The sequence below is a fragment of the Halioxenophilus aromaticivorans genome, assembly GCF_042850945.1.
GTDB lineage: Bacteria > Pseudomonadota > Gammaproteobacteria > Pseudomonadales > Cellvibrionaceae > Halioxenophilus > Halioxenophilus aromaticivorans.
Genome location: NZ_AP031496.1, coordinates 824,484 through 847,474, shown reverse-complemented (window position 1 = coordinate 847,474; position 22,991 = coordinate 824,484). Strand labels below are relative to the sequence as shown.

The following is a 22,991-nucleotide window of genomic DNA, read 5'->3' as shown; positions in this document are numbered from 1 at the left end:
CCTTCTCACCAGATAAGGCGTTTTTGTCAGGCTGCTGTTACCCCCGATATCTAATACACAGGCCATGGCTCACGAGGATGTTGACTTGCAAAACAAACCAACCAATGATGCCGAACCCAACTTAGTCGCAGCACTACGCAAAATATTGAGTGCTACGACTTCATTAATCATTGCGCGCAATGTAGTCACGCTACTGCATATATTACGCAACTAATCTGGCTTTAAGCTTAACAACACACGTAATAATTTTATTATCTCGCGCCAAGTGGGGTTTCGGTGAGTAAAAAACAGTAAAGCCGACCAACGGGGGCCCGTTAGCCGGCTTTATGAGGCGTAGCGCGCCAAATACCTATTGGCAGGGCTGAAGAGTGTTTAAATCTAACGGAGTAACCAGCGAAGTTTGATCTGCGCCCACTAGCACAGCACCGGCGCCGGGGGATGAAGCGTCCAAGTTAAGGCAAGTGCTAGCGCCGGCCTCTGGTGCAAACTCAAAACCATCGTAACCAGAGCCCTTCATATGCAGAATAAAGTCCACAATAGTCGCGCTGGCATTACTATTAAGCGTGTCATTACCCTCAACACTGTTACCAGCAACGCCGGTAATATCCAGGCTAGACTCGATGGCACCACTGTAGGTAACCCGCGAGCTAGAACCTCCGGAGGTGCCGGCAAAATGCCAAGTGCCGGTTTGGCAATCCTTCCATAGATAGGCGTTTTGATCGCTGCCGGAGTTAAACGTAGGGTCGCCACAGGCGCTGGGCTCGTCGTCTAAAATCGTAACCTCAGCACTGCCATCCACCAAGCTGGCATTCACCGCATTGCTAAACTCTACCGTGAACACCTCGCTGCCTTCGGCGAGCCCATCTTGCAGAATGGGGATAACCACCTCTTGCGAGGTAACGCCCGGCTCAAAGGTCACCGTAACCGGCACGGTTACCTCGGTGTAGTCTTCATCGCCCGTGGCGGAATCGCCCAGGGTTACGTAGTCCACCGTGATGGGTTCGCCACTGGCAACGGAGAGGTTTACAGCTACTGCAACTTGGCCATCGGCCTCGTTCACCTTGGCATCCGATACCGAGATGTCAACCGCAATGGAGGTGCAGGCAGCCAGGGTAGAAAGATCAAACGGTGCGGTTAACACTTGTTTGTCTGCGCCACCCAAAATCGTCATGCCCGCGGGAGCATCCAGATTTAGGCAAGTGCCCGCCTCTGCCACTGGTTTAAAATCAAAGCCATCCTCGCCCTTGTTCCAAACCTTAAGCACAAAGTCGATGACGGTAGGATCTGTGGTGTTGTCCAAGGTATCGCTGTTTTCAATGCTGTAGCCCACTATGGATTCAAAGCCATCGGCACTGACTACTTGGCCCTCAAAGAAAGCACCGGAGGAGTCGCCGCCGGCGGTGTTGCGCACATACCAGGTACCGGTGTCGCAATCCTTCCAAACAAACAGTGCTTGCTCGGTGGCGGTATCAAATAGCGGCGCACCACAGACATTGGTTTCGTTATCCACAATGGTTGCCTGTGCAGATAAGGTACTTAGGGTCGCATTAACCGAGTTACTCAGCTGTACCGTGAAAGCTTCTTCACCCTCATCGACGGCATCGTCTATCAACGTAACATCGATGGTTTTACTGGTTTCTCCTGGGCTAAACACCAAGGTTTGCGGTGTAGTAACGGCCACAAAGTCCTCGTCGCCAATGGCACTACCAGATTGCGTGGTGTAATCCACCGTTACGGTTTCTGTGCTTGGCTCCGTGAGCGTAACAGTGAAACTGGCTACACCCGCCCCTTCGCTGACGGAGATATCTGCCACTGACAAATCCAAACAGCCCCCCATGGTTTCTAGGTTAAATGCCCCTGTGATGGCCGTTTTGGAGGCACCAACCATCACCGGGTAACCGGCGGGGCCCGTGGGTGTAAAGCAGGTTTGCGCCCCTGCGGCTGGCACAAACTGGAAGGCATCCACGCCGGAGTTCCAAATACGCAGTTCGTACTCAATGGAATCCGGGCTGGTGGTGAAATCCAGCGTGTCGCTGGCCTCCAAGCCACCTTCAACAACGCTTTCAAACGCCTGGGTAGAGCTGATCAGCCCGGCAAAAGCCACTCCGCCAGAGTCACCACCGGCGGTGGCATGTACTGTCCATACACCGGTGTCAAAATCCTTCCAAACAAATATGGCTTGCTCGCTGGTTGCGTCTACTTCTGGCTCGCCACACTCGATGCAGCTTTCGTCATCGGTAATCGTAATAGTGGCCTGGCCGCCCAAAATAAACGCACCTGTGGCGTTGCTTAGCTCCAGAGTAAAGGACTCTTCGGATTCGTAAAGCGCATCTTGGATTAAGCTAACCTCCACCGTTGCGCTGGTTTCACCAGCGCTGAAGGTTAGGGTTCCCGCTGCGGCTGCAAAGTCAGAATCCGCTTCTGCCGTGCCGCTAACTAGCGCGTAATCCACGGTGACATCCACAGTGCTAGGTGCGGATAAGCTCACGGTAACGGCTACGCTGCCGTCGCCTTCACCTGCGGTGATGTCCTCTGCGGCAATGTCGATACAGGTTGCCATGGTAGCCAGATTAATGGGTGTGGAGATAGGCAAGTGGCCCTGCCCCAGCATCACCTGGGCACCGTTTGCTACCTGGCTCATATCCAAACAAGCCGCTGCGGTGTCTGGCAGGGTGAAATCAAACCCATCGACGCCACCGCCGGACATACGCAAAAAGAAGTCGATAACTTCTGGGCTGGAGTTGTCTAGCACATCGTTATTGGCCTCTAAGCCGTAACCCAGCACATTGCTAAACTCTGCATTGGTAATTAACTTGCCTGCGTACTCTATGCCGTTGGCGTTACCGGCGGTACCACGCACATACCATTCGCCGGTGCCGGAGCAATCTTTCCAGATAAACAAGCCGCGATCTTTTTTGCCATCGAAATGGAATTCAAAACTGGCTGGTTGTTGATCTGGGCGCACGCCGCACTCGTCCCCGGCGACGGGGCTAGGGAAGGCAGGCACAGCCGTGGGCGCCACCGCTGCAATAGCGCCGGTTTGGCTACCCGCGGCGCCCTGGGTGATTTCGTATAAATCGTTGGCCGTTACTCCGGTAAAGCTGTCTACCTCGCCGTTAGGCCAAATCACTTCAATGTCGGCCACATCGTTTTGGCCCAAGCCTACATGCAAGCGCTGGTGGTTTTGCGCCCAGCGGTGGTAGTTGCCGCCCATTTCGCGCAACTGGGTTACGCCACCAGCGGTAACAACCACCTTAGCGCCAATGGCGTCTCGGCTAGATACCGTACCCACCAAATCCAACAGTAAATAGCGGTTGGTACTGGTTTCGCCGGAGGTGTTTTTAAACAGCTGATCTGGCCCGCCCACGCGCAATGGGTTCATTAACAAGCCGTTTAATACGTAGAGGTCTAACCAGCCGTCTAGGTCGTAGTCCGCGGTAACCACGTTTTCGCCCACGCCTACGCCGGCAGCCAGGCCTGCGCCAATTACGCCCTCTGCGCCAAAGCCCGCGGCCTCTTGAAAGGTACCATCGCCAAGGTTCTCGTAGAGCTTATTGGCAATATTCTCGATACCGTTACGGCACACCATATAGATGTCTTGATCCATATCGTTATCGAAATCGCCGGTGGCGACAGACACGCAGGAAACCGGAATACTCAAGCCAATGCCGTTCACATCGGTAAAGCTTACGCCGTCATTCATAAACAGCTTGGGTACAATTTCCATATCACCGGTGGATAAATCCGGGATGGTTGGGTCGCCAAGGTCAACGCCCTCCACCACAACGTAACCACGCGTACTGATGGAACCCGGCGACATATTAATTTGCCATTCACCGGTGGCGGTGTTGTAGCCAATGTAAAAGCCCTGGTCTGCGGCCTCATCGTATTCGGCAATGCCTTGGTTTTCGGCTAGGGCCGGGTCTAGCGTAAAGGTGCGGTCTATTGGCCGATAGCCATCTGCACCAATATTAAATTTGGGTAAGCCCAACTGCGTGTACAGCGTTACAGCGATGGGGTTTTGCGAGCTGAAAATGATACTGCGGGTGCCGGTATCGGAACCACCTGCCAGCCAGCCCTCTATGGTATCCAACTCCCCTGCCGCGCCATCAGTCACTTTTAGCGCTTGGTTGGGCCGCAGGTTGCCGCGCACCAGCAAAATATCCGGCACAAGGTTGTTGTCAAAATCCGTAAAAGCGGTATCCAGCACCAAGCCGTTACTGGGAAACTGATCGGTGATATCCAAAAACGGTAGCGAATCCGTTTTGTAGACCTTCTCTGGGAAATCACCCTCGGCGATGGTCATAAATTCCAACGTATTATCAGCATCCATATCGGTGAGGATGCCGAAATTGGTGCGGAAGCTTTCTAAGCCCACAGTGCCGGTGATATCCGCAAAATTACCGGCCGATTGCTCAATAAATTGGTTGGGCGCGCGATTGTTAATCACCACGTCCAGTTCGCCATCGTTGTCGTAATCCAACCAGGTGGCGGTGCGGCCTTCGGCGTCATCTGGGAAGCCACGCAGGGTGGTTTCATCCACCGCTATACCGGCGCCTTTGTTGTGATACAGGTACGGCGGAAAGCTAGCCCCACTGAGCACCAGCAAATCTTGCACACCGTTGTTGTCAAAGTCGCCCCAAGCACCGGCGTGGGTATCGGCAAACGGGAAGTCTAACCAAGTGGAGGTGGAATCAAACTGGAGGACAATATCGGTAAAGGTACCATCGCCATTGTTGCGCCAAACACTGGGCCGCTCGCGGTGGTTACTGGAGAAAATATCGGGGTAGCGATCGCCGTTGAAGTCTCCCCAGGAGGCACCCCAGGTTTCGCCAACGTAGGTTAAGCCAGATTCACCGGGTGGAACCTCGGTAAATTCAATGGCGCCGCTAACGGCGGAATACAATAAAGAGGCTGCAAAGCCTGCTGCTAGGGCTGCATGTTTCGCCATACCCGTAACACTCCGTAAAATAAAAAAGTAAGCTTCCTGCTTGATAATGAATAGCCCTGCCACTCGCTTTTGGCAAGTACGTGGAGCGTTTAACTGATAGAAAGAGCCCCTAAGCAGTTGAGATGCAATAACGCCTGTTTATGGCCGCGCACTCGACTGTTTAGGGGCTACTCTTTAGGGTTTACTAAAGGCTGGGGCTACGGGCAACTGCCCAAGGTAGCCAAGCTGAAGGAATTAGACATGGCCTGCTTACCCTCACCAATATATACCTGAGAGCCAGAAGGCAAGCTTGTAACGTTCAAACAGGCATTGCTAGAGGCTGGCACAGATAAATTAGCCCCATCTACACCGCCGCCACCAACGTTCAACCTAAAGTTGACGGTAGTACCAGAGGTTAATACATCGTTACCCTCTAAAGAGCTGCCAGATGCAGAAATGGCCGCACTGGCGCTGATAGAACCAGCGTATGGCCCCCAAGCCAAACCACCACCTACTGCGCGCATGTACCAGCTCTCGGCCGAGGCGGTAGAATCGCAGTTTTTCCACACGTAGAAACCAGGCTGGGTTCGGTTGTTGTAGCTAGGCTCGCCACAGGCGGCAGTGGTGTCTACCGGAGTGGTACCACCACAGGATTCCAAGGTAGTGAGGTTGATAGAAGACCCCAACTCCAAACGGGACTCACCCACGTACACCGGCAGGCCATCGGTAGTGGTTAAACAGGCGTTGGCCGCTGGCGTAAAGTTAATGCCATCCTGTGCGTTGTTCCAAACCTTTAATTGGTAAGCCAATTGGTTGGCCACACTGGTATCCAGCACATCGTTGTTTTCTATGCTGTAGCCGGTGTAGTTAACACCACCAGAGGACTCAAGAACACCCTGGTAAACCGTGCCGCCAGCGTCGCCGCCACCGGTAACCCGCATGTGCCATAGGCCAGAGCCGTCACAGTCGCTCCATACAAATACGCCCTTTTCGGTTTTGTTGTTGTAGGCCGGTTGATTACAGGCTGCAGAATCATCCACCGGTGGCGTTGGCGTAGGTGGCGTTGGTGTGGGCGTGCTTGACCCACAGGATTGCAAAGTCACCAAATCAAATGGCGGTGTGATTCGTTTTTGGCTACTGCCCAAAATCACCCGCGGAATATCTTGATCTGTAAATTCCATACACGATGAAATCTGCACGCCGGTGTTAAAGTTGATGCCTTTTTTGGCAACCACTTTGTTTTGTACACCCACATCGAAAGACAACAAACGGCCTGCCAGGCTAAGCACATCGCCAGAATTCAAATTTAAACCACTGGCATAGCTAAAGGCGGAATTGCCCTCAATGGTACCGGCGCTGAGCAGTGGGTGATCGTCGTACAGGCCGCTGTTAAAGCGAATTTGCCAATCACCATTAGAGCCGCAATTGCGCCACATGGTGATGCCGGGGCCATAGGTTTTCTCATAGGGCGGCTCGCCGCATTCGTCGCCGGAGGCTACTTGAGTGCGCACTACCGGGCCCAAGGTAACCTTAGATAGAGAAGAAGTGCCCTCTACCGCTTTATACACACTATTGGCTTGCACATTGGTGAAGGTATCCACCTCGCCAGATGGCCACTCAACGGTAATATTCACGCGAGCATTACTGGCCAAACCGAAGTGAATACGCTTGGTATTTTGGCTCCAACGGTGATAACCACCATCGGCCTCACGCAACTGGGTAACCCCACCGGCCGTGGCATAGATTTTTGCACCAATGCCATCTCTGTTTGAGGTGACACCTTGTAGATCTAACTGCACCCAGTTGTTGCTGTTACCCTTGTTGCGTAACAAGGTGAACGGGCCACCCTCGCTGAAGGGGTAATACAACATGCCATTGGTAACGGCCACATCAATAAAGCCATCTACATCGTAGTCTGCGTAGGCTACGCTATCGGCCACACCATACTCCAGGCCGGCGCCGGTTGGGCCCTCACCTCCGTGGGACCAAACACGCTGGAAGGTGCCATCGCCCTGGTTATCCATATACACATTGGCTAGGTTATTAACGCCATGCTGGCAGGCCAGGTAGATATCCAAATCCATGTCGTTATCGAAATCTGCGGCCACACCACTCACACAGCTCTCTAAATTAGAGATACCGGTGCGGTACTGAGCAGAAAAGCCCGAGTTGCTGTTCTCCAAATGGAACAGCGATGCTGGCATGTCGCCGTTATCGATGTTAATAAGTGTGGGGGCACCAATGGGGTTAACCGCGCGGATCTGAATATACAAACCTAAAGAGCCGCCCTTTTTCACCGTCCACTTGCCCGTGCTGGCGGAATAGGTAATTTGCGCACCGCCCAGGTAGGCCGAAGTAGTGCCGTTGGCGGACAAGGTAGCAGTTTTGGCGTTGGCGTAAATGCCCATTGGGTGGTGATCCAAAATCACATCAAACGCGCCGTTGGCGACAAATTCAAAGCCCACGTCTTCAGAGCCGCCCGCTAACCAGCCATCGATGCTGTGAGAATCTATTTTGGCAGCGGATGGTGGACGCAAGGAGCCTCGCATCAGAATGATGTCGGTTTTTAAATCGTTGTTGAAATCGCCGGCGAATGAATTGAGCACATTGCCCACATTGGGGATTAAGTTGCTCAAGGTGGCGGAGTTAGAAAAACCGCCGCCGGATAAATCGTACACCTCTTGTGGGAAGGTGCCTTGGCGGCCACATACGAAATCTAGCGAGCCATCATTGTTGACGTCAATCAGCTGGCCATAATCGCCCTGGCCTGGGCAGACATCGGTGACCAGGTTACGAAAGCCGCCGCCCGCTTTCTGCTCACGCACAATGGAGCCGTTACGGGTGTGCTGCACCAGGTCCAACAGGCCATCGTTGTTAAAATCTACCCATTCGCCCAAACGCGCGTTATCATCCCACGCCACGCCCAAATCTGAGGCCACATCAACAAATTTGCCGCCAGATTCAGAAAGGTTTTGCAAAAGCTGCGCGCTACCAGAGGCACTCACCGACATTAGGTAATCTTGGTCGCCGTCGTTATCAAAATCACCCGAGGAAACACCGTGCTTGTCGTCCCAGGTTTTGTCCATCCACAGTTGGTTAGGGTCCCACTCGTTGGCCACATCTTCAAAGACACCATTGCCGGTGTTGCGGAAAATTCGTGGGTAATCCCTGTGGCCTTGTAGGAAAAGATCTGGCCAGCCATCGCCGTTAAGGTCCGTCCAGGTTAGGCCCCAGGTTTCTGCCGCCGTGCCAGATATTGCCAACAGGCTGGATTTATCTTCAAAGGCAATGGGCGCGGCGCCCACCAAGGCACTGACTGAAGACAGCGACAGCGTTAAAAATAACCCTCGGATTTTCATGCAAACCCCTATTCCGTTTATTTTGTGATTTAGTCAAACCCTGACCACGAGCGGCGCGTTGCTATTGCCAACTGGCCTATGGAGGCGATATATGTACACACCGATGTTAAGGCATTTGAAGCAAGTGCCGGGTGGCGCCATTATGGTTAACAGGCGTTCCAAAAAGGTGAAAGGTGTGAGTGGTGCGAACTATACCACAGTAAAACAGCGAAAAAATGCCGCCCATCGGCCTAAACCGATACTGATTCGGTTAGTTTTAGCTCTGTTTTTATAGTGTTTTCTTGTTTAACCAACGCTAAGCAAGCTACCACTAATGCTAAACACTGGTATCTGCGATTAGCTGGTTACAAGTGAGTTGAAAACGAAATGCAATTGCCACCAAGCGACCAATAAATAATTTTAATATTAAACCTAATATTAATCCTGCCACCTCCCACAACTACCTTTTACAACCTCAATTCTGGCAATAAAAAAGGATGGCAGGTATTCTTGCAACCTTGCCAAGGACGTGGCCGACCTCGCGCTAAGATGCCGTAGAACGCCCCACCAGAATGATCAATTAGTTTTTATTGGATACCCTTCAGCATGACAACAAAGGCGCTGTATATAATGTCGTCTCCCCGGGGCGGCTCTACACTGACCAGCTTTGTGGTAGGCCAGCACTCTAAAGTAGCCAACCTGGGGGAGGTGTGTTTTATCCCCAAGTTGTTATCTTTAGATGAACACTGCACCTGCGGCGCTCAGCTAAACCAGTGCAATGAATGGGGAAAGGTGTTTGAAAAGCTGCGCCAAACCACCGGTGTGGACATGCGCAAAACGCCCTACGGGCTGCACCTGGACGATGCCATGAAATGGCCCGGCGGCACTGGCAAGGTAGACCACCAACGGCAGACTAAAAGCCGCGTAGCCATTGCCAAATATCGCTCCGCTTGGGACACGTTAAGCCTAAAATTGCCCTCCGCAATCGGTGGTGGCTGGGCCTCTTTGCCTTCTGCCAAGCAGGGAGCCAAAAACACCATGGCGCTATTCGATGCCGCCGCCAACCACTGGGATGCAGATATGGTGGTGGACGCCTCTAAATTGCCGCGCAAGGCCGTGCACCTCTACCGAGAGTTCCCAGAGCACGTACGCATACTGCACCTAACCCGAGACGGCCGCGGTGTAAGCGCTTCCCGCATGGGCAGCATGGGGTTTGCCAAAGCCACCGAGCGCTGGCAACACTACCACCAAGTGACCAAAGAGCTGATCAACAAATGGATTGCACCGGAGCACGTGTTCTCTATGCAATACGAGGCTTTCACTAGCAACCCAGAGCAGCGGACGAAGGAATTATGCCAATGGCTTGGCCTTTCTTACGAGCCGAAAATGCTGGAATTCAACACCACAGATATATTCCACTCCGCCGGCGGCAACCCCACCCGCTTTAAGCTGGCCGAAGAAGGCATCCGCCCCACGGACGACCGCTGGCGCAGTAAATTAAGCGAAGAAGAAATACGACAGTTTGAAGCCACGGCCGGGCCACTAAACCGAGCCCTGGGGTACAACTAACCACCTCAATACTGCATGCCGGGCCAGCCCGGCATAAGCTAGTTAGATACGATTAGCAGAGTAAAAACGAGGAAACACCCACCCACCCAATTGGTGGCGTACGTGCTTAGCAGAAATAAAGTTAAACGCCGCCACACCCGCCAAGATAGACAAAGCCGCGCCAACTAAAGAAGAGAACCAAACAAACACGGATAACGCCAAGGCGGAAACACCAAAACTCACCATGGTGATCAATAGCAACCGCCGAGATTGCCGTGCCATGGCCAAAATCACCTCCACCGGCCCGGTGACGATGTTAATAAGCTGCGCCAGCAACAGAAAACCCATGGCCATCACTAGCTCATCGTGCTGAATACCGGCAAACAGATGGAATCGATACCCGGCGTACAATACGGCGAACGTTACCGGAAACACCCAAAGTAACGCGTAGAGTGTTTGGCAACGAGCAGCCCTAAGCGCCGCCTTGGACTCGCTGGCGCTTAACAAGCGAGTAACCCGCTTGGCGGTTACCCCATTAAACACCGCAATAAACAGATTACCCACCATCACAAGCTTAATGATGATATTGAGATTGCTGGCCACCACCTCATCCGCAACGGCTGCCACCACGAAGAACGGCAACCAGATCATACACAAATTAAGAGCATCTACCGCCATGTGGTCTATCGACCAAATCAGCGCGCGATTTCTGCGTTGGGTAACCCCTTTACACGCCTGGGCCATCAACCAAAAAGCGACAACCAAAGCAATAGCCTGTAAGGCCACCAGCAATACCACCAGGGATTCACCGGGCACCAACCCCAGCAGAACCGCCATAATGACTACACAAGACACCGGTATGGCATCAAAAAACGCCGCCACCGCATTGCGGCCAATGCCCTTAAACGCTGCGGCCAAGAGCTGGGTGAGAGACCAGGTAAGGGCGATGGAATAAACAATAAAGACATCATCAGTAGAGATCCAACTGACCAGCTGAGCAAACCCAACACCCAAGGCCAAACACAGGGTAGAGCACACCACTACTACACCAAAAGCACGCCGCAGGGTACTAAACACAATCCCCCTGCCGAACATAGATACCTGGCGTAAAATGACGCTGTCCATCCCCATGCGAACAACAACAGACAGAATAATAGCGAAGTAGCTATAGACATAGAACGAGGTAGCCACCTCAGCGCCCAGCTGCTGGGTGATCACCAGCGCCATTAGGAAGTTGGCGGCAGCGCCTACGGCTTTGAGAATCAGGGCCATAAGGGACGAACTCAGCAAGGTTGAGCCGAGAAACAGCGATTTAACTTGTTGACTTAATTGCTTCAAACACAGCGCCTTTGGAACAACATCTTTAAGCGGTTCTGCAAGAACGGCAGAACAATAAAAAAGGGGTACAAATGCACCCACAGACAACGCATTTGCGTATGTGCGACATTGTAGTGCGTTTTTTGAACTTTAAAAGCGACAAAATTTGGAAAAGCCAAGATTTGAGCAGTAAGTAACAGTCAAGGTAGCCTTACTGCACTCAACGATATGCGTTTCGGAAAGGCCACCTAGCCATGTAATAGGCTATATCGTTTCATGTAGACGTTACCATAGATCAATATGCAATCAATCCAATACAGCAATACATTACACTTTTTGATTTTTCGTTACACAGTGGAGAGCGAGCAATAACTAAGAGCCGATAATTCAGCCCTACTCTACTGACTCTAACCAGAAGGCGATAGGGAATCACCACCAAGAGATGGAAAAATAACGCAATCAGTCACAATTGCAGCTTGCTGAGGATAAGAGACGGGCGCCCCTCAAACAAAGAATAGACGAGCTTAGAGACATTGCCTGCAGCGTCCAATTCAATGGAATTTACTGCCAAATGACCTTTCAACTCGGTACAATTTTGCTCCAAACGCACTACGGGTTCACGACTTACCATTCGCCATCCACCACAGTTAAAAGTCGCCCTCAGCACGCCTGATTCATACGCCATGATATGCTCGCCGCGTTCAATAAACTGCCATAAATGGTTAAATTTGCCCAAACCTTCCGCCTCGCGGATGCGCATGTTTTCTAGTGTGACACCGTCACCAAACACGTTACCAAATACATACACCGGGTTCAGATCCACCGCATAGACGTTCTTCTGATATTCACCCCATTGAATTTGCCACTCATAGGGTAACAACGGATCCTCTTTTTCGGAAAGTAAAGCACTAAGCCCACTCAATTGAGTTGACTTTAAATGCACACAACCTTCCAGCAAAAAACAAGCCATGATCGCAAAGAAACTACTATAAAGGCTAAATCGTCTCACGAACAAGGCTTTTTAAAATTGGCTTTAATTTTCGGATTTGTATTCATATGAATAGTTATAGTTCTTATATCCGTATCCATATCCCGAAGCTTTTCGCTCCACCGCGTTAAATATGGCACCTTTAACTGGGACGTTAGCCTGAGCAAACCTTTTACAACTCAACTCGATTTCTTTAGCCGAATTGAGCCCGTACCGAACAACCAAGAAAGAGACTCCGACCTGCTGGCCAATAACATTTGCGTCCGTAACGGCTAGGATTGGCGGAGTATCGACTATGACAAAATCGAACTTCTCTTTTACACGCTCCATACAGTCAGTGAAGGTTTCGCTCATAAGTAATTCGGAAGGATTGGGCGGCGCAGCACCGCGAGGAACAAGATAGAGAGTAGGGATTTCAGTCCTCCGGATCGCACTGGACAATGGCGACTGCTTGGACAAAACATCAGACAAGCCGATGCTGTTATCTATGCCCATCATGGTATGTAGTGGGCCTTTTCTCATATCTGCGTCAATCAACAACACGTGCTTACCAGAATTGGCCAGCAACACAGCTAAGTTCGCAGACACAAAAGACTTCCCGACCCCTGGGCTGGCACCTGAAATCATAATGGTGTTACTTTTACTCTCCAGCATCGCAAAATGCAGGCTGGTGCGAAGACTCCGAAGGGCCTCTATCGATACATCGGTCGGATCATAGTCAGCCAGCAATTGCGCACTAATTCTTGCTATATCGTCGTCCTTTTTTGCCTTAACCTCATTCGCTTGATTAAGTTTCAACTGCCCTTCACTAAGAGGGACTGTGGCGTACACAGGCAGCCCTATATTCTCTATTTCATCTGGAGTTTCAACCCCGTTATGCAAGGCTTTTCTTATCAAAACTATCGCAACTGCCAGAAGAAAGCCCAAGACAAATGACAGGAAAACGATCATTTTCTTATTTGGCTTCACAGGGGCGGTGACGTTGGTGGCTGCCTCGTCGATCAATCGCACATTCCCCACGGCTCCGGCACGCGCGATATCAAGCTCCTGAATGTTATTCAGCATCTGGGTGTAGATTTCCGTACTGACTTCGAGGTCTCGCCTGAGCCCAAGTAGCTCCTGCTGGGTGTATGGTAACCCCTTAACCTTCTCGTTGAGTTCGTTTTTTCTTAAAGTGAGTTCATTGAGCTGTTCTTGCCACGCAACATAGGTTGGGTGGTCTGATGTATATTTGCGGTCCAATTCCGCTTTTTGCAGCTTCAGATGTGCAATATCTGACTCGATAGCAACAACTTGGCTTAATAAAGCTTCGGTCTCGACGCTTATGTCAACACTGCCTGCTTCCACCTGGTACTGGTTAAACTTGTCTTCAGCCCCCTCCAGATTTAAACGCACATCGGGGAGCTGCCTATGCAAAAATTCCAGACTCTGGGCGGCTTCCGCAGATTGTCGCTCGACATTCTGTCGAATGTACGCACTGGCAATCTGGTTGAGTATATCTTCGGCGCGCTGTGGAGATTCGTTATCTAAAGAAAGAACAATGATACCTGAATCTTTGCCCTTTTCAGTTACAGACATATTTTGTTGGTATTGCAGTATGGTGTTTAAAAAGCGCTTCTTACCAATGGTAAACTCAACACCAGGGTCAGCCGAAAGTTGTTGTATGAATACGGAATACTCACCCGCTTCAACAAGCTCACCTTGCCTGCCACTCAGAAGAGCATCGCCACTGGGTGAGTACAATTTGTAACCACCACTACCGAGCGATTCCAACTTATGAGGTTGCCCATACCTATGTTCCGGCACCATAAACCTAGTAACTTCGATTACTTCATTGCCAGACGCGCCTCCCCACAATGTTATTCCCTTACCTCTCAAAGCCAAAGCCTTACCGATAACAGGGAAGTATGTTGGCTCAACAGAAATATCCAAAAGCTCTTTTTCTACCGCCACACCGATGACTTTTCGGCTTCGAATAAGCTCAATCTCTGTTACGGCACTGGATTCCCCACCAAACAAGTCGCTTACTTCAGACAAACCTGGGATTGATGACGATTTTTGCTCTACCTGTATAACCGCGTTAGCGCGGTAGATAGGGGTGGAGAGGAGAGCAAAGGCAACACCCAAGCAAACAAAGAAAAACGTTACGATAGCGATGAAGAACTTCTTTTCGTATAGCGCAAAAAAGAGTTCTAGTAGATTAATTTCATCATCGTCGTTGGTCGCTGTTGCTTTTGCTGGAGTAAAGTTAGCAGTCATATTTGTTCAAAGCCTGGATACCGTGGCGTATCACTATGTGGTTCATTTCAGGTTCTATAAATGGAGCCGAGACATAAACTCAGTTGTCCTCGATATTCCCAGCGACATTTGTTGCCACAAGACTTGGTAGAAGCAGGCTCAAAAACCGATTCCAACGAGCAATCGGGGCAGCCGATACATAAACTACGTCACGAGGCTTGAGCGGGAACTGATCTGCCAACATGAAACCAACCGCCGAAGCAGCATTGAGATGAAATACCTGCGCTTTGTAAACAGGGTAACCTGCGTCGTCTTTGTCAATACTGGTATTACGTAATACGTACACCCCTCGGCCATCCGCCCGGTTCTCATTGATACCACGGGATTCCGATAAGGCTTCAGCCAGTGTTGTTCCATTGCGAGAAACAAACAAACTACCTGGAAGGTTCACCTCCCCCAGTACAAATATTTTATTTGCGTCGTACCGGGGAATATGAATCACATCCTGGTCCCGCAAAAGAAGATTTGTCCCCATCTCCCCTTTTTCATATATATCTCTCAATGAGATCAACTGCTGAACTCCATCGCGGGCAAATACCACGCGCTCCCAATCAGCGTCATCCGACAAACCTCCAAGTTGCTCAATCGCATCAATAAGCGTAAGAGGGATCGTGGAAATGGGTATAGTTCCTGGCTGGGCCACTGCACCACTCAAAAACACCTTCTGGCTACGAAAAGCCGCGACTCGCACATCAACCTGGGGATTTCGAATAACTGCAGCTAAGCGATCTCGCACCATGGCACTAATTTCTGACGTGGTTAAGCCTCCTACCTGCAAACTTCCGGCGTAGGGATAGAAGATAGTGCCATCAGACTTGACCTCGGTACCAGATTCCTCAGCCCCGCGGAAAGAACCAGCAGGGATTGTGAGTTCGGGGTGCTCCCAAACTGTGATAGTCAACACATCACCTGGTGCCACAGTGTAATTGTAAGAACTAATTAGATCTTCGAGTTCTCTGCTTGGGGATGGCGTTTCTGCTACGCGGATTTTTAAATTGCTGACAACAGTGGAGTTGATAGGGATGTAATCAATTTCTGTAGAAGCCTCTACATATTCGGGGGGAGTATCATCATACATGAAAAGCCCACGTTTCATGTGGCTTCCAGGCACGATGGTACAAGAAATTAAAGATACACAACTAAAAATTACCGCGGGAACGACTAGGCGCATGATCTAATCCTTGATAAACGACGCACTAAATACGAGCTTGCCCAGTCACACCCGGCCAATAGCCTGGTCCTAAAAGGGCCGTTGGCCGCCGGGACCAACCTACAGACTGATATAAGGCAACATACGAGTCGATGATACCAAAATTACGAGTTAATACCACGCCCATGACACAAACTAAGTACCTGCTGCGGACAAGCGGTTGCAGAGATGCGAGCCAGGACCGCTACAGACCCTCGAACTGACACTAAAAGGGGCAAACATTAGCCCAGCCTAGTAAATATCCCTACCCGAACCTCCCAAACTACAACCAGCACCTACCTTCATACATTGTTTACTATGAACTAGGGAATAAAAACTCTCGATAGTTAAATAAGTACATTGTGAACGATTCTCCATGCTGGCTATAATACGAGCACGCCTGAGGGATTCGGCAGCGCCACCAGGAAACGCCGCCCTAGCAATGCGAAAACGCCACCCACCAGGTCGACAATGGAAATATAGTATCTGTAAAAGGACGTCATCGTGCGTGAATTCTTAGGCCTATCTTTAGGACTAAAGTCAATACTTGCTTTAGCCGTTGCATCCAGCTTGGCAATCGCCGCTGACGCGCTATGTGCAGAGCCCTCGAGCAAAGATAGCCACACTGAAAGCTCAACACAACACGCGCCTGGCACGCAAATTGTGAAGATCGAAGGTTTGGACTATGCAACGGCCGTAAGGCTTGGCCTGCCACTTCCTGTCCTCATCAGAGCAAAAGCCCTCACTGAAAAATCCCCCGCAAAAAAGGGGCAATTCTAGCCAGAGTTATGACGGATGTATTCTTACAGACGAATGGATGCCAATTTTAAGCGTTCGCTTTCCGGAAGGCTGGCGTTCACCATTTTGTTAACTGCCAGCGCTCACGCTTTAGGGAGTGCATCTAATTACGGCACGACCGGCCTAGCTACCATCCCCAGTGCTTACATGGCGGAGGATGCGGCCCTCTCATTCTCAGCATCTTCCGTCAAGGACTACGATTATTATAACTTGACGTACCAGGCCTTCCCGTGGTTGGAAGCAACTTTCAGATACAGGCGAGTAAAAGATGTCACCAGGAACATATGGACTGACTATTACGACCGGAATTTCGCAGCCAAAGTCAGATTAATCGAAGAAGGATACTACACCCCTCAGGTTTCTACTGGCATGCGCGATTTCGTCGGCACAGGACTAGTAGGTGCAGAATATATTGTCGCCAGTAAAAATGTCGGATCTTTTGAAGTGCATTTTGGCCTAGGCTGGGGCGATCTAGCCGGTGACGATAACATAAAGAACCCATTAACGAATTTAAGAAACAGTTTCTCCACTCGACAAGATAACGGCAACAGAGGCAACCAAGCAGGAACAATCCCAACGGGCTCGGCATTCCAGGGAGAACACATCGGCTGGTTTGGCGGAATTAAGTACCGCATACCCAAATTGCCCGTCAATATCTTCATAGAGCGAAACCCAGAATATAACCGCAATGACGTCCGAAATTTTGGTATAGACAAACCATCAAGCGATATTTCGATTGGGGCAGAGTGGCAACCCACGCCCAACCTGTCCATTGGAACGGCCTATCAACAGGGGGATAACTGGAGCGTTAAATTCGACTATAAAGTTGCTACAAACAGGCGAACCACTAAACAAAAAACCTATTATAGGAACCTACAATCTCTAATTAGTAACGCGCGAAGTGATAATTGGTATGTTAACTTGCTTACTGATATGGAAAACGAAGGGTTACTTCTTGTCAATGGCTCCTTAACAGGCGACGAGCAGAAGGCTCAACTGACCATTGGTAATACCCAATACAGGAATTGGGACCAAGCAATAGATTTGGCTACGAGCCTTGCAGATTTAAATTTGCCGCCGACCGTGAAAACGATTGAATTCACAGTGGCAGAAAATGGATACGCTGCCAGGACTATTACCGTTACCAGGCCAACCTTTAAAGTACTCACCGAACAGCTTGACACTCTAAAAATTTACCCAGATAACCTACCTACTAAAAACTATACTCTACCGGACTACGCAACGAACTACGTACAAAACCAAATAGCATTTGATATAGGCCTTGCCCCCCGGATACAACTGTTCGACCCGGATGAACCAATTCGCTATGGATTGGCCATTGGCGCAAATACCAGGGTTGCACTACCACTCAATTGGGTTCTGAATGGTAGTTACACATATCTTATCGACCAGAACTTTGATCAAAGTAACCGGCGGAGTGGTTCAACTTTACCCCACGTAAGAACTGATATAGTAGATTACTTAAACGACACAGACCGGCTACAAACACTCTACGTAGAGAAGAGGGTCAGTGCCAAAAACACCTACAGCAGGGTGTTCGGTGGCATTCTAGAAGAAATGTTCGCAGGCATTGGGGGAGAAACTCTTTATCGAGAGTACAATTCAAGATTAGCCTTTGGCGTATCCTACGCCTGGGTTGCACAAAGAGAGGCCAGTTCCGATTTCGGCTTGCGTGACTATAACACGTTTACAGGCTTCCTTAGCGCTTATTGGGCAACGCCATTTTACAACTATGACTTTGCAGTACATATAGGTCAGTATCTTGCGAAGGACAAGGGCGCAACACTTGAAGTTACAAGAAGGTTTAACAACGGGTGGGAAATAAAGGCTTGGGCAACCAAAACGGATGTAAGCTCAGAAGATTTTGGTGAGGGTAGCTTTGACAAGGGAATTGGATTGACAATGCCCCTAAATGCAATATTTGGAAGCAGGAAGAATACGTCCCTTACTATTCGCCCAGTACAACGCGATGGAGGGCAAACGCTAAATAATGCGCCAGGCTCGATTTGGAACCAAACACTCAAAAAGTAGTTATGGCCTACCGCACAAATAAGCAACGCCTACATTTCTGTAGCAAAACACAAGGCAAGTGGTAAAACAAAATGATTTCAAAAAAACACCAATGTTTATTTGTACATATACCGAAAGCTGCAGGCCAGAGTATTGAGCGCGTTTTTTTAAACGAAAACAACTTAACCTGGGAAGACCGTGCACCCTTACTGCTACGAAAAAACATTGACCGCAACAAGGGGCCTGAGCGACTTGCGCACTTAACGGCAGAAGAATACTTAAAGTATGGTTATATTTCAGAGCAAGACTTTGGGTCGTACTTTAAATTTACCTTCGTCAGAAACCCTTGGTCCAGACTAGTTTCGGAATATAACTACAGGGGCTACAACGCAAGATTTAGCTTCGAGACATTTCTCACCAAAAAATTACCAAAAAAAGATAGCTACAACGATAGATACAGACACATACTTCCGCAAAGTGATTTCATTTACTGCTCCGAAACCGGTAAAAACCTTGTAGACTTCATAGGTAAATTTGAAAACTTGCAAAGCGACTTCGATACCGTATGTAAAAAACTGGGAATAATCAATTCGGACTTGCCACACACTAACAAACCCAAAAAAGCCAATCCAGTCAAAAGCTTTTTAAATATGTTTCTTGGCGGGAAAAAGGAAACTCAAAAAAAACATTACACCGAATACTACAGCGAAGCAACAATATCAATAGTTGAAGAAATGTATAGCCAAGACATAGAGACTTTCAACTACCGATTCGAGCGCTAGAGGAAAGCTCGTTTAAACGAAGCTCACCCTACTCTCTATCAGCGGAAGAGTGTTTGGGAGAAACCGAGCATGCAAGATGTAAGTAGCAGCAAAACTACTGGAGCATATGCATGCTGAAGAGCAAAATTAGCTTTAGCGGTGTTTTAGCCGAAGCTCAAGACACCAAAGTTTGACGCTATCAAAACCAACAGGCGCAGAAGGAGCCAAACGCCACCAACCCATTTAAAAAAGCTGCCAAATCAACCAAGAACCACAGGGAAAGTATCGTAGAAATAGTCAAAATCGACGGAGCCGTCAGCACAGAAAAAACTGAGATCTAACAATTCGATAATTGACTGGACACTAGATAAATCACTCTCACTAAGCCTGGCAACTCCTCTTTTCCCAGTTTGATCTGACGTAGTTTTACTTCTGCTAGAAACCACTTCCTCTCTAAGATCATTAACGACCTCCAACCCGATACTTTCCGCTAAGGCTATAAAGTTATCGGGTTTACTCTTTAGAGCTTCGTAGAGCACTAGCGGGTACTTTTGACAGGCTGCTGAGCTTTCCAACACGCTCTTTATGTCCAAACAGGCAGTGACGGCCAAACGCTCGACCGGAGTGACAAGCTTACTCTGAAATTCTTTGAGCGCTGGCCACCGGATCATTTCATCCTTTGAGATGATTGGATGCATGTTTAAAATAGCCTCATCGCTCCATTCAGGGTGCTGAATTGGCTCACCATCCTTGGTATACGGGTGGTGTAGTTGGGATGCAACTACGGCAGCAGGGTGCCTAATTAAAACCGAGCCTTTGGCTACAGTATGATTAGCCATCCATTCCAGAGCTCTCTGCGCATAAACAAACTTTATGATCGTACCATCAGAAGCTACAATTCGCTTTGCACCCTTTAGTAAGTGTATTTTCCTACTAAGCGCCATGTGGGCAAACCTTGGGCTCCCCCCGCCCAATATATTTAAAAGCTCTGCCCTCAATTGTGGATTTTCATCTATTTGTGCAGCCCCCGGCCGCATCATCGACGAGTCATCCTGCCCACGCCTATAGCCCGTTGAGTATAGGTACCAGTTAATCGGCTCCCAATGGCGCCTAGAGTCTGTAAGATATTCCAAAACCTCCAGAACCCATGTCGTGCCAGACCTGGGGGAGCCACTAATAAAACAGGGCGAATGGGCATTGAGTGACCAAAGCCAACTTGTTGTTGAAGACTTAATATTTTTCATCAGAGTTTTTGAAATAAACTAAAATTGATGTTTCTAAATTTAAAGCTTTCCTCACTCCAGCTCTACCCAAAAAGCCAAGAAAAACTAAAGAAACAAAGCTCGATATAGCGCAGCCTAACGCACCGAGAAAAGGCATAAGAATTAAATTTAATATGACTTTGACGCCCAGAGATTGCAATAAATTTTTACTGGCGACACTCTCACGATCGCACATAGAAAGAACTGCATTAGTTGGCCCCATTATCAACATAGCCAGGATTCCCAAAAGATAGAATCTAACCACCCAGTCATTTCCGGCAAATGCCGGATCGAAGTAGAGTAAAATACTGCTACTCCAAATCCACATAGCTATAGCAATTGGCAACCCGCCAACAAGAAATAACGAAACCATGATCTTAGTATAGCGCTGTAGCTGACGGAAGTCGGACTGCCCGAATGATGAAGCAATCATAGGTCTATACTGTAACAATACTATAGTTCTCATGAGACCTACGATTTCAGCCATCCTCGCGGCAATTCGCACTAAAGCCACATCCTCTGGTTGCCCAACAACCCCCATCATTAATACATCAATGTGTTGGCCTATAATAATTCCCAGAGAAAGAAAGGAGAGATGCAAACCACTACGGCAATACTCTCCATATCCGATTGAGCTTGCCTCGCTGTTTTCGGTTGCCCCTAACCCCAACTTCTTCAAAGCAGGCAAACATAGAATTATGCACATTACCAAACTTAAAGCACTGGCACTCCAATAAATCAACATCAGTACCAGCGAGCTAGTAGGAAATGTACTGACGGATACCAAGCCAGACGCTGAAATTAAAATCAGCGGAAATACAACTTGACTTGAAACTATAGAAAGCAAGACCTTTTTTAAACCGAGCAATATTGATTCAAAATATTTCCTCGCTATCAACAGAGGCAAGGCACACAGCATCACTACGAAAGGTATTTTATACTCAGCTATTAATTGAGTTTTGAACGCTAAAATCAGACCGAAAAAGACGACAGAACATACAGCAGGGACTACGATGCGGAACGTAATTTTTTTATAAGCGATCCATTTGGGTTGGCCAGTAGCACCATCTCCAGCCTGAGCCAGATGACGCATCATCAACTGATCAACGCCCATCGACAACAAAACAATTAGGATCGATGCTATAGAAATTACGAATGAATACTGGCCGAATACATCCGCCCCAAAAACCTTTACCAGTGTCAAAGTCTGCAAGAAGGTAAGAGCAATAGCAAGAAGCCTGACACCAACTATCCCGAACAGTTTAGAGATCAATTGTTTAGTGTTTCGCATAATAGATATTAGCTTAGTATGGCAAGAGGACTAATCTCCCGAACAGATAATAAATAATAGATTATTGATTCTTCAAGAGAGATAGTTTAGAGAAAAATTCTGCATGTTTATCCGCAATAAGCCCCCAGCTGAATGCTGCCAAGTCAGGCTCCACCTCTCTTTCTCGAAGTAACCTAGCCGCCCCTAGTGCATTAAGAAGTTTTTCTGGTTCCAACTCTCCCTCATAAATATGAACCCAATCAGCACCAACCATCTCTCGCAACTCCAAAAAAGGTTTTACACCACTTGCGTAAATGGGTCGACCAACAGACAGCGCAAAAATCGCTGCGCCAGAGTTCAAAACATCATTATAAGGGAATACAACAAGATCACTCGCTTCGATTTCAGCCACCAAATCTTCATCGCTCAAAAATCTATCTTCGAAATGGAAATATTTTAGGGCCGGATGGGCCTGAGATACCGCCTGCCCATATAGCTCTGCAAAATCTTCATCTGGGCTAGCATTACTTGACTTCCCCATCACCCTCAATTCGACCGAACCTATGGGAGCTTCCAAAAAACAGGAAAACAATTTATAAAGATTTTTGTAGCGCGTAATGGAACCGAAAAACAATGCACTTAATCGATCTCTTACCTGATGCGCACTACCTCCTCTATATTTATCGACAACATAATTATAATGCCCATGAGGTATTATCGTGTTAAATTTGTTGCTTAAACAAGGAAATTGCTTTTCTGCCTCATATTTCGATGTCATGTTCATGTAAACAATTGCATCAACCCTTTCGGCAAACCAACCCCAAAAAAACCTATCCAGTTTAGAGGCATTTTTTTGCCCATCTCTTCGAATGTTGTGCGCCGTCCACACTACCGGAATACCTCGAAGCCTTAAGAAGGAAAACATAATTCGTAGAAATGCGAGCTTCAACCAAAACTTAAGCCCGTTGGAATTAGCTAAAAAAACATCCGGCCAATGGAGGTGAAAGATAGTATCACGACCGCAGAAAAGTATCTCTCTTAAAGAAAACTCTACTATGTCGCCCCTCCCCAACGCCTCCAACTCTTTGTATAACAAATACTGGTAGGGGTTTCTTTTTTTGTTTTTACTTTTTGGCCACGCCACCAATTTGTAAGCTAACTCTTCTACCATGATCAAACCCTGACATATACTACGCAGATAACAACTGTAGTCACCGAAGTGCTTTAGTATTAATTATGCTTCAACAAAGCAACCCCAATC

The 22,991-nt window shown here is 48.7% G+C and carries 12 protein-coding genes; 3 read left to right on the top strand and 9 right to left on the bottom strand.

Annotation, left to right across the window (positions count from 1 at the left end):
• Positions 1 to 349 precede the first annotated feature (349 nt).
• Complete coding sequence (locus ACGHM3_RS03785) at positions 350 to 4,951, bottom strand: Calx-beta domain-containing protein (protein WP_345420286.1); 4,602 nt, start codon at positions 4,949 to 4,951, stop codon at positions 350 to 352.
• A gap of 197 nt (positions 4,952 to 5,148) precedes the next feature.
• Positions 5,149 to 8,289: a CRTAC1 family protein gene (locus ACGHM3_RS03780; protein WP_345420283.1), complete on the bottom strand. Its 3,141-nt coding sequence runs from the start codon at positions 8,287 to 8,289 to the stop codon at positions 5,149 to 5,151.
• 585 nt (positions 8,290 to 8,874) lie between these two features.
• Here ACGHM3_RS03780 and ACGHM3_RS03775 point away from each other — a divergent pair.
• Positions 8,875 to 9,837, top strand: coding sequence for a sulfotransferase (locus tag ACGHM3_RS03775; RefSeq protein WP_390517761.1), 963 nt, complete (start codon positions 8,875 to 8,877; stop codon positions 9,835 to 9,837).
• Between the two features lie 42 nt (positions 9,838 to 9,879).
• Here ACGHM3_RS03775 and ACGHM3_RS03770 read toward each other — a convergent pair whose 3' ends face one another.
• From ACGHM3_RS03770 to ACGHM3_RS03755, 4 genes are all read right to left on the bottom strand, one after another.
• Positions 9,880 to 11,154 carry a hypothetical protein gene (locus tag ACGHM3_RS03770; RefSeq protein WP_345420277.1) on the bottom strand — a complete coding sequence of 425 codons (1,275 nt, stop codon included), beginning with the start codon at positions 11,152 to 11,154 and terminating at the stop codon, positions 9,880 to 9,882.
• Positions 11,155 to 11,596: 442 nt separating this feature from the next.
• Positions 11,597 to 12,142, bottom strand: coding sequence for a hypothetical protein (locus ACGHM3_RS03765; RefSeq protein ID WP_345420274.1), 546 nt, complete (start codon positions 12,140 to 12,142; stop codon positions 11,597 to 11,599).
• Between the two features lie 24 nt (positions 12,143 to 12,166).
• Positions 12,167 to 14,380 carry a polysaccharide biosynthesis tyrosine autokinase gene (locus tag ACGHM3_RS03760; RefSeq protein WP_345420271.1) on the bottom strand — a complete coding sequence of 738 codons (2,214 nt, stop codon included), beginning with the start codon at positions 14,378 to 14,380 and terminating at the stop codon, positions 12,167 to 12,169.
• Positions 14,381 to 14,459: 79 nt separating this feature from the next.
• The gene (locus ACGHM3_RS03755; protein ID WP_345420268.1) at positions 14,460 to 15,590 is read right to left on the bottom strand and encodes a polysaccharide export protein; all 1,131 of its coding nucleotides are present in this window, start codon (positions 15,588 to 15,590) and stop codon (positions 14,460 to 14,462) included.
• A gap of 813 nt (positions 15,591 to 16,403) precedes the next feature.
• Between ACGHM3_RS03755 and ACGHM3_RS03750 the strand changes: the two genes are divergently transcribed.
• Both ACGHM3_RS03750 and ACGHM3_RS03745 read left to right on the top strand, forming a co-directional pair.
• The gene (locus tag ACGHM3_RS03750; protein ID WP_390517760.1) at positions 16,404 to 18,458 is read left to right on the top strand and encodes a YjbH domain-containing protein; all 2,055 of its coding nucleotides are present in this window, start codon (positions 16,404 to 16,406) and stop codon (positions 18,456 to 18,458) included.
• A gap of 71 nt (positions 18,459 to 18,529) precedes the next feature.
• On the top strand, positions 18,530 to 19,219 hold the full coding sequence (locus ACGHM3_RS03745) for a sulfotransferase family protein (protein ID WP_345420262.1): 690 nt from the start codon (positions 18,530 to 18,532) through the stop codon (positions 19,217 to 19,219).
• Positions 19,220 to 19,458: 239 nt separating this feature from the next.
• On the opposite strand, the gene ACGHM3_RS03740 is transcribed toward ACGHM3_RS03745, so the two are convergent.
• From ACGHM3_RS03740 to ACGHM3_RS03730, 3 genes are all read right to left on the bottom strand, one after another.
• Positions 19,459 to 20,238: a hypothetical protein gene (locus ACGHM3_RS03740; RefSeq protein ID WP_345420259.1), complete on the bottom strand. Its 780-nt coding sequence runs from the start codon at positions 20,236 to 20,238 to the stop codon at positions 19,459 to 19,461.
• Between the two features lie 190 nt (positions 20,239 to 20,428).
• Entirely contained in the window at positions 20,429 to 21,751 is a 1,323-nt protein-coding gene (locus tag ACGHM3_RS03735) for a polysaccharide biosynthesis C-terminal domain-containing protein (RefSeq protein ID WP_345420256.1), read from the bottom strand.
• Positions 21,752 to 21,812: 61 nt separating this feature from the next.
• Positions 21,813 to 22,901, bottom strand: coding sequence for a hypothetical protein (locus ACGHM3_RS03730; RefSeq protein WP_345420253.1), 1,089 nt, complete (start codon positions 22,899 to 22,901; stop codon positions 21,813 to 21,815).
• Positions 22,902 to 22,991 lie beyond the last annotated feature (90 nt).

Bases quoted from the DNA above. Each gene is read 5' to 3' on its own strand.
- ACGHM3_RS03785 (WP_345420286.1), bottom strand. From the start codon at position 4,951: ATGGCGAAACATGCAGCCCTAGCAGCAGGCTTTGCAGCCTCTTTATTG.
- ACGHM3_RS03780 (WP_345420283.1), bottom strand. From the start codon at position 8,289: ATGAAAATCCGAGGGTTATTTTTAACGCTGTCGCTGTCTTCAGTCAGT.
- ACGHM3_RS03775 (WP_390517761.1), top strand. From the start codon at position 8,875: ATGACAACAAAGGCGCTGTATATAATGTCGTCTCCCCGGGGCGGCTCT.
- ACGHM3_RS03760 (WP_345420271.1), bottom strand. From the start codon at position 14,380: ATGACTGCTAACTTTACTCCAGCAAAAGCAACAGCGACCAACGACGAT.
- ACGHM3_RS03755 (WP_345420268.1), bottom strand. From the start codon at position 15,590: ATGCGCCTAGTCGTTCCCGCGGTAATTTTTAGTTGTGTATCTTTAATT.
- ACGHM3_RS03750 (WP_390517760.1), top strand. From the start codon at position 16,404: ATGTATTCTTACAGACGAATGGATGCCAATTTTAAGCGTTCGCTTTCC.
- ACGHM3_RS03745 (WP_345420262.1), top strand. From the start codon at position 18,530: ATGATTTCAAAAAAACACCAATGTTTATTTGTACATATACCGAAAGCT.
- ACGHM3_RS03740 (WP_345420259.1), bottom strand. From the start codon at position 20,238: ATGATGCGGCCGGGGGCTGCACAAATAGATGAAAATCCACAATTGAGG.
- ACGHM3_RS03735 (WP_345420256.1), bottom strand. From the start codon at position 21,751: ATGCGAAACACTAAACAATTGATCTCTAAACTGTTCGGGATAGTTGGT.
- ACGHM3_RS03730 (WP_345420253.1), bottom strand. From the start codon at position 22,901: ATGGTAGAAGAGTTAGCTTACAAATTGGTGGCGTGGCCAAAAAGTAAA.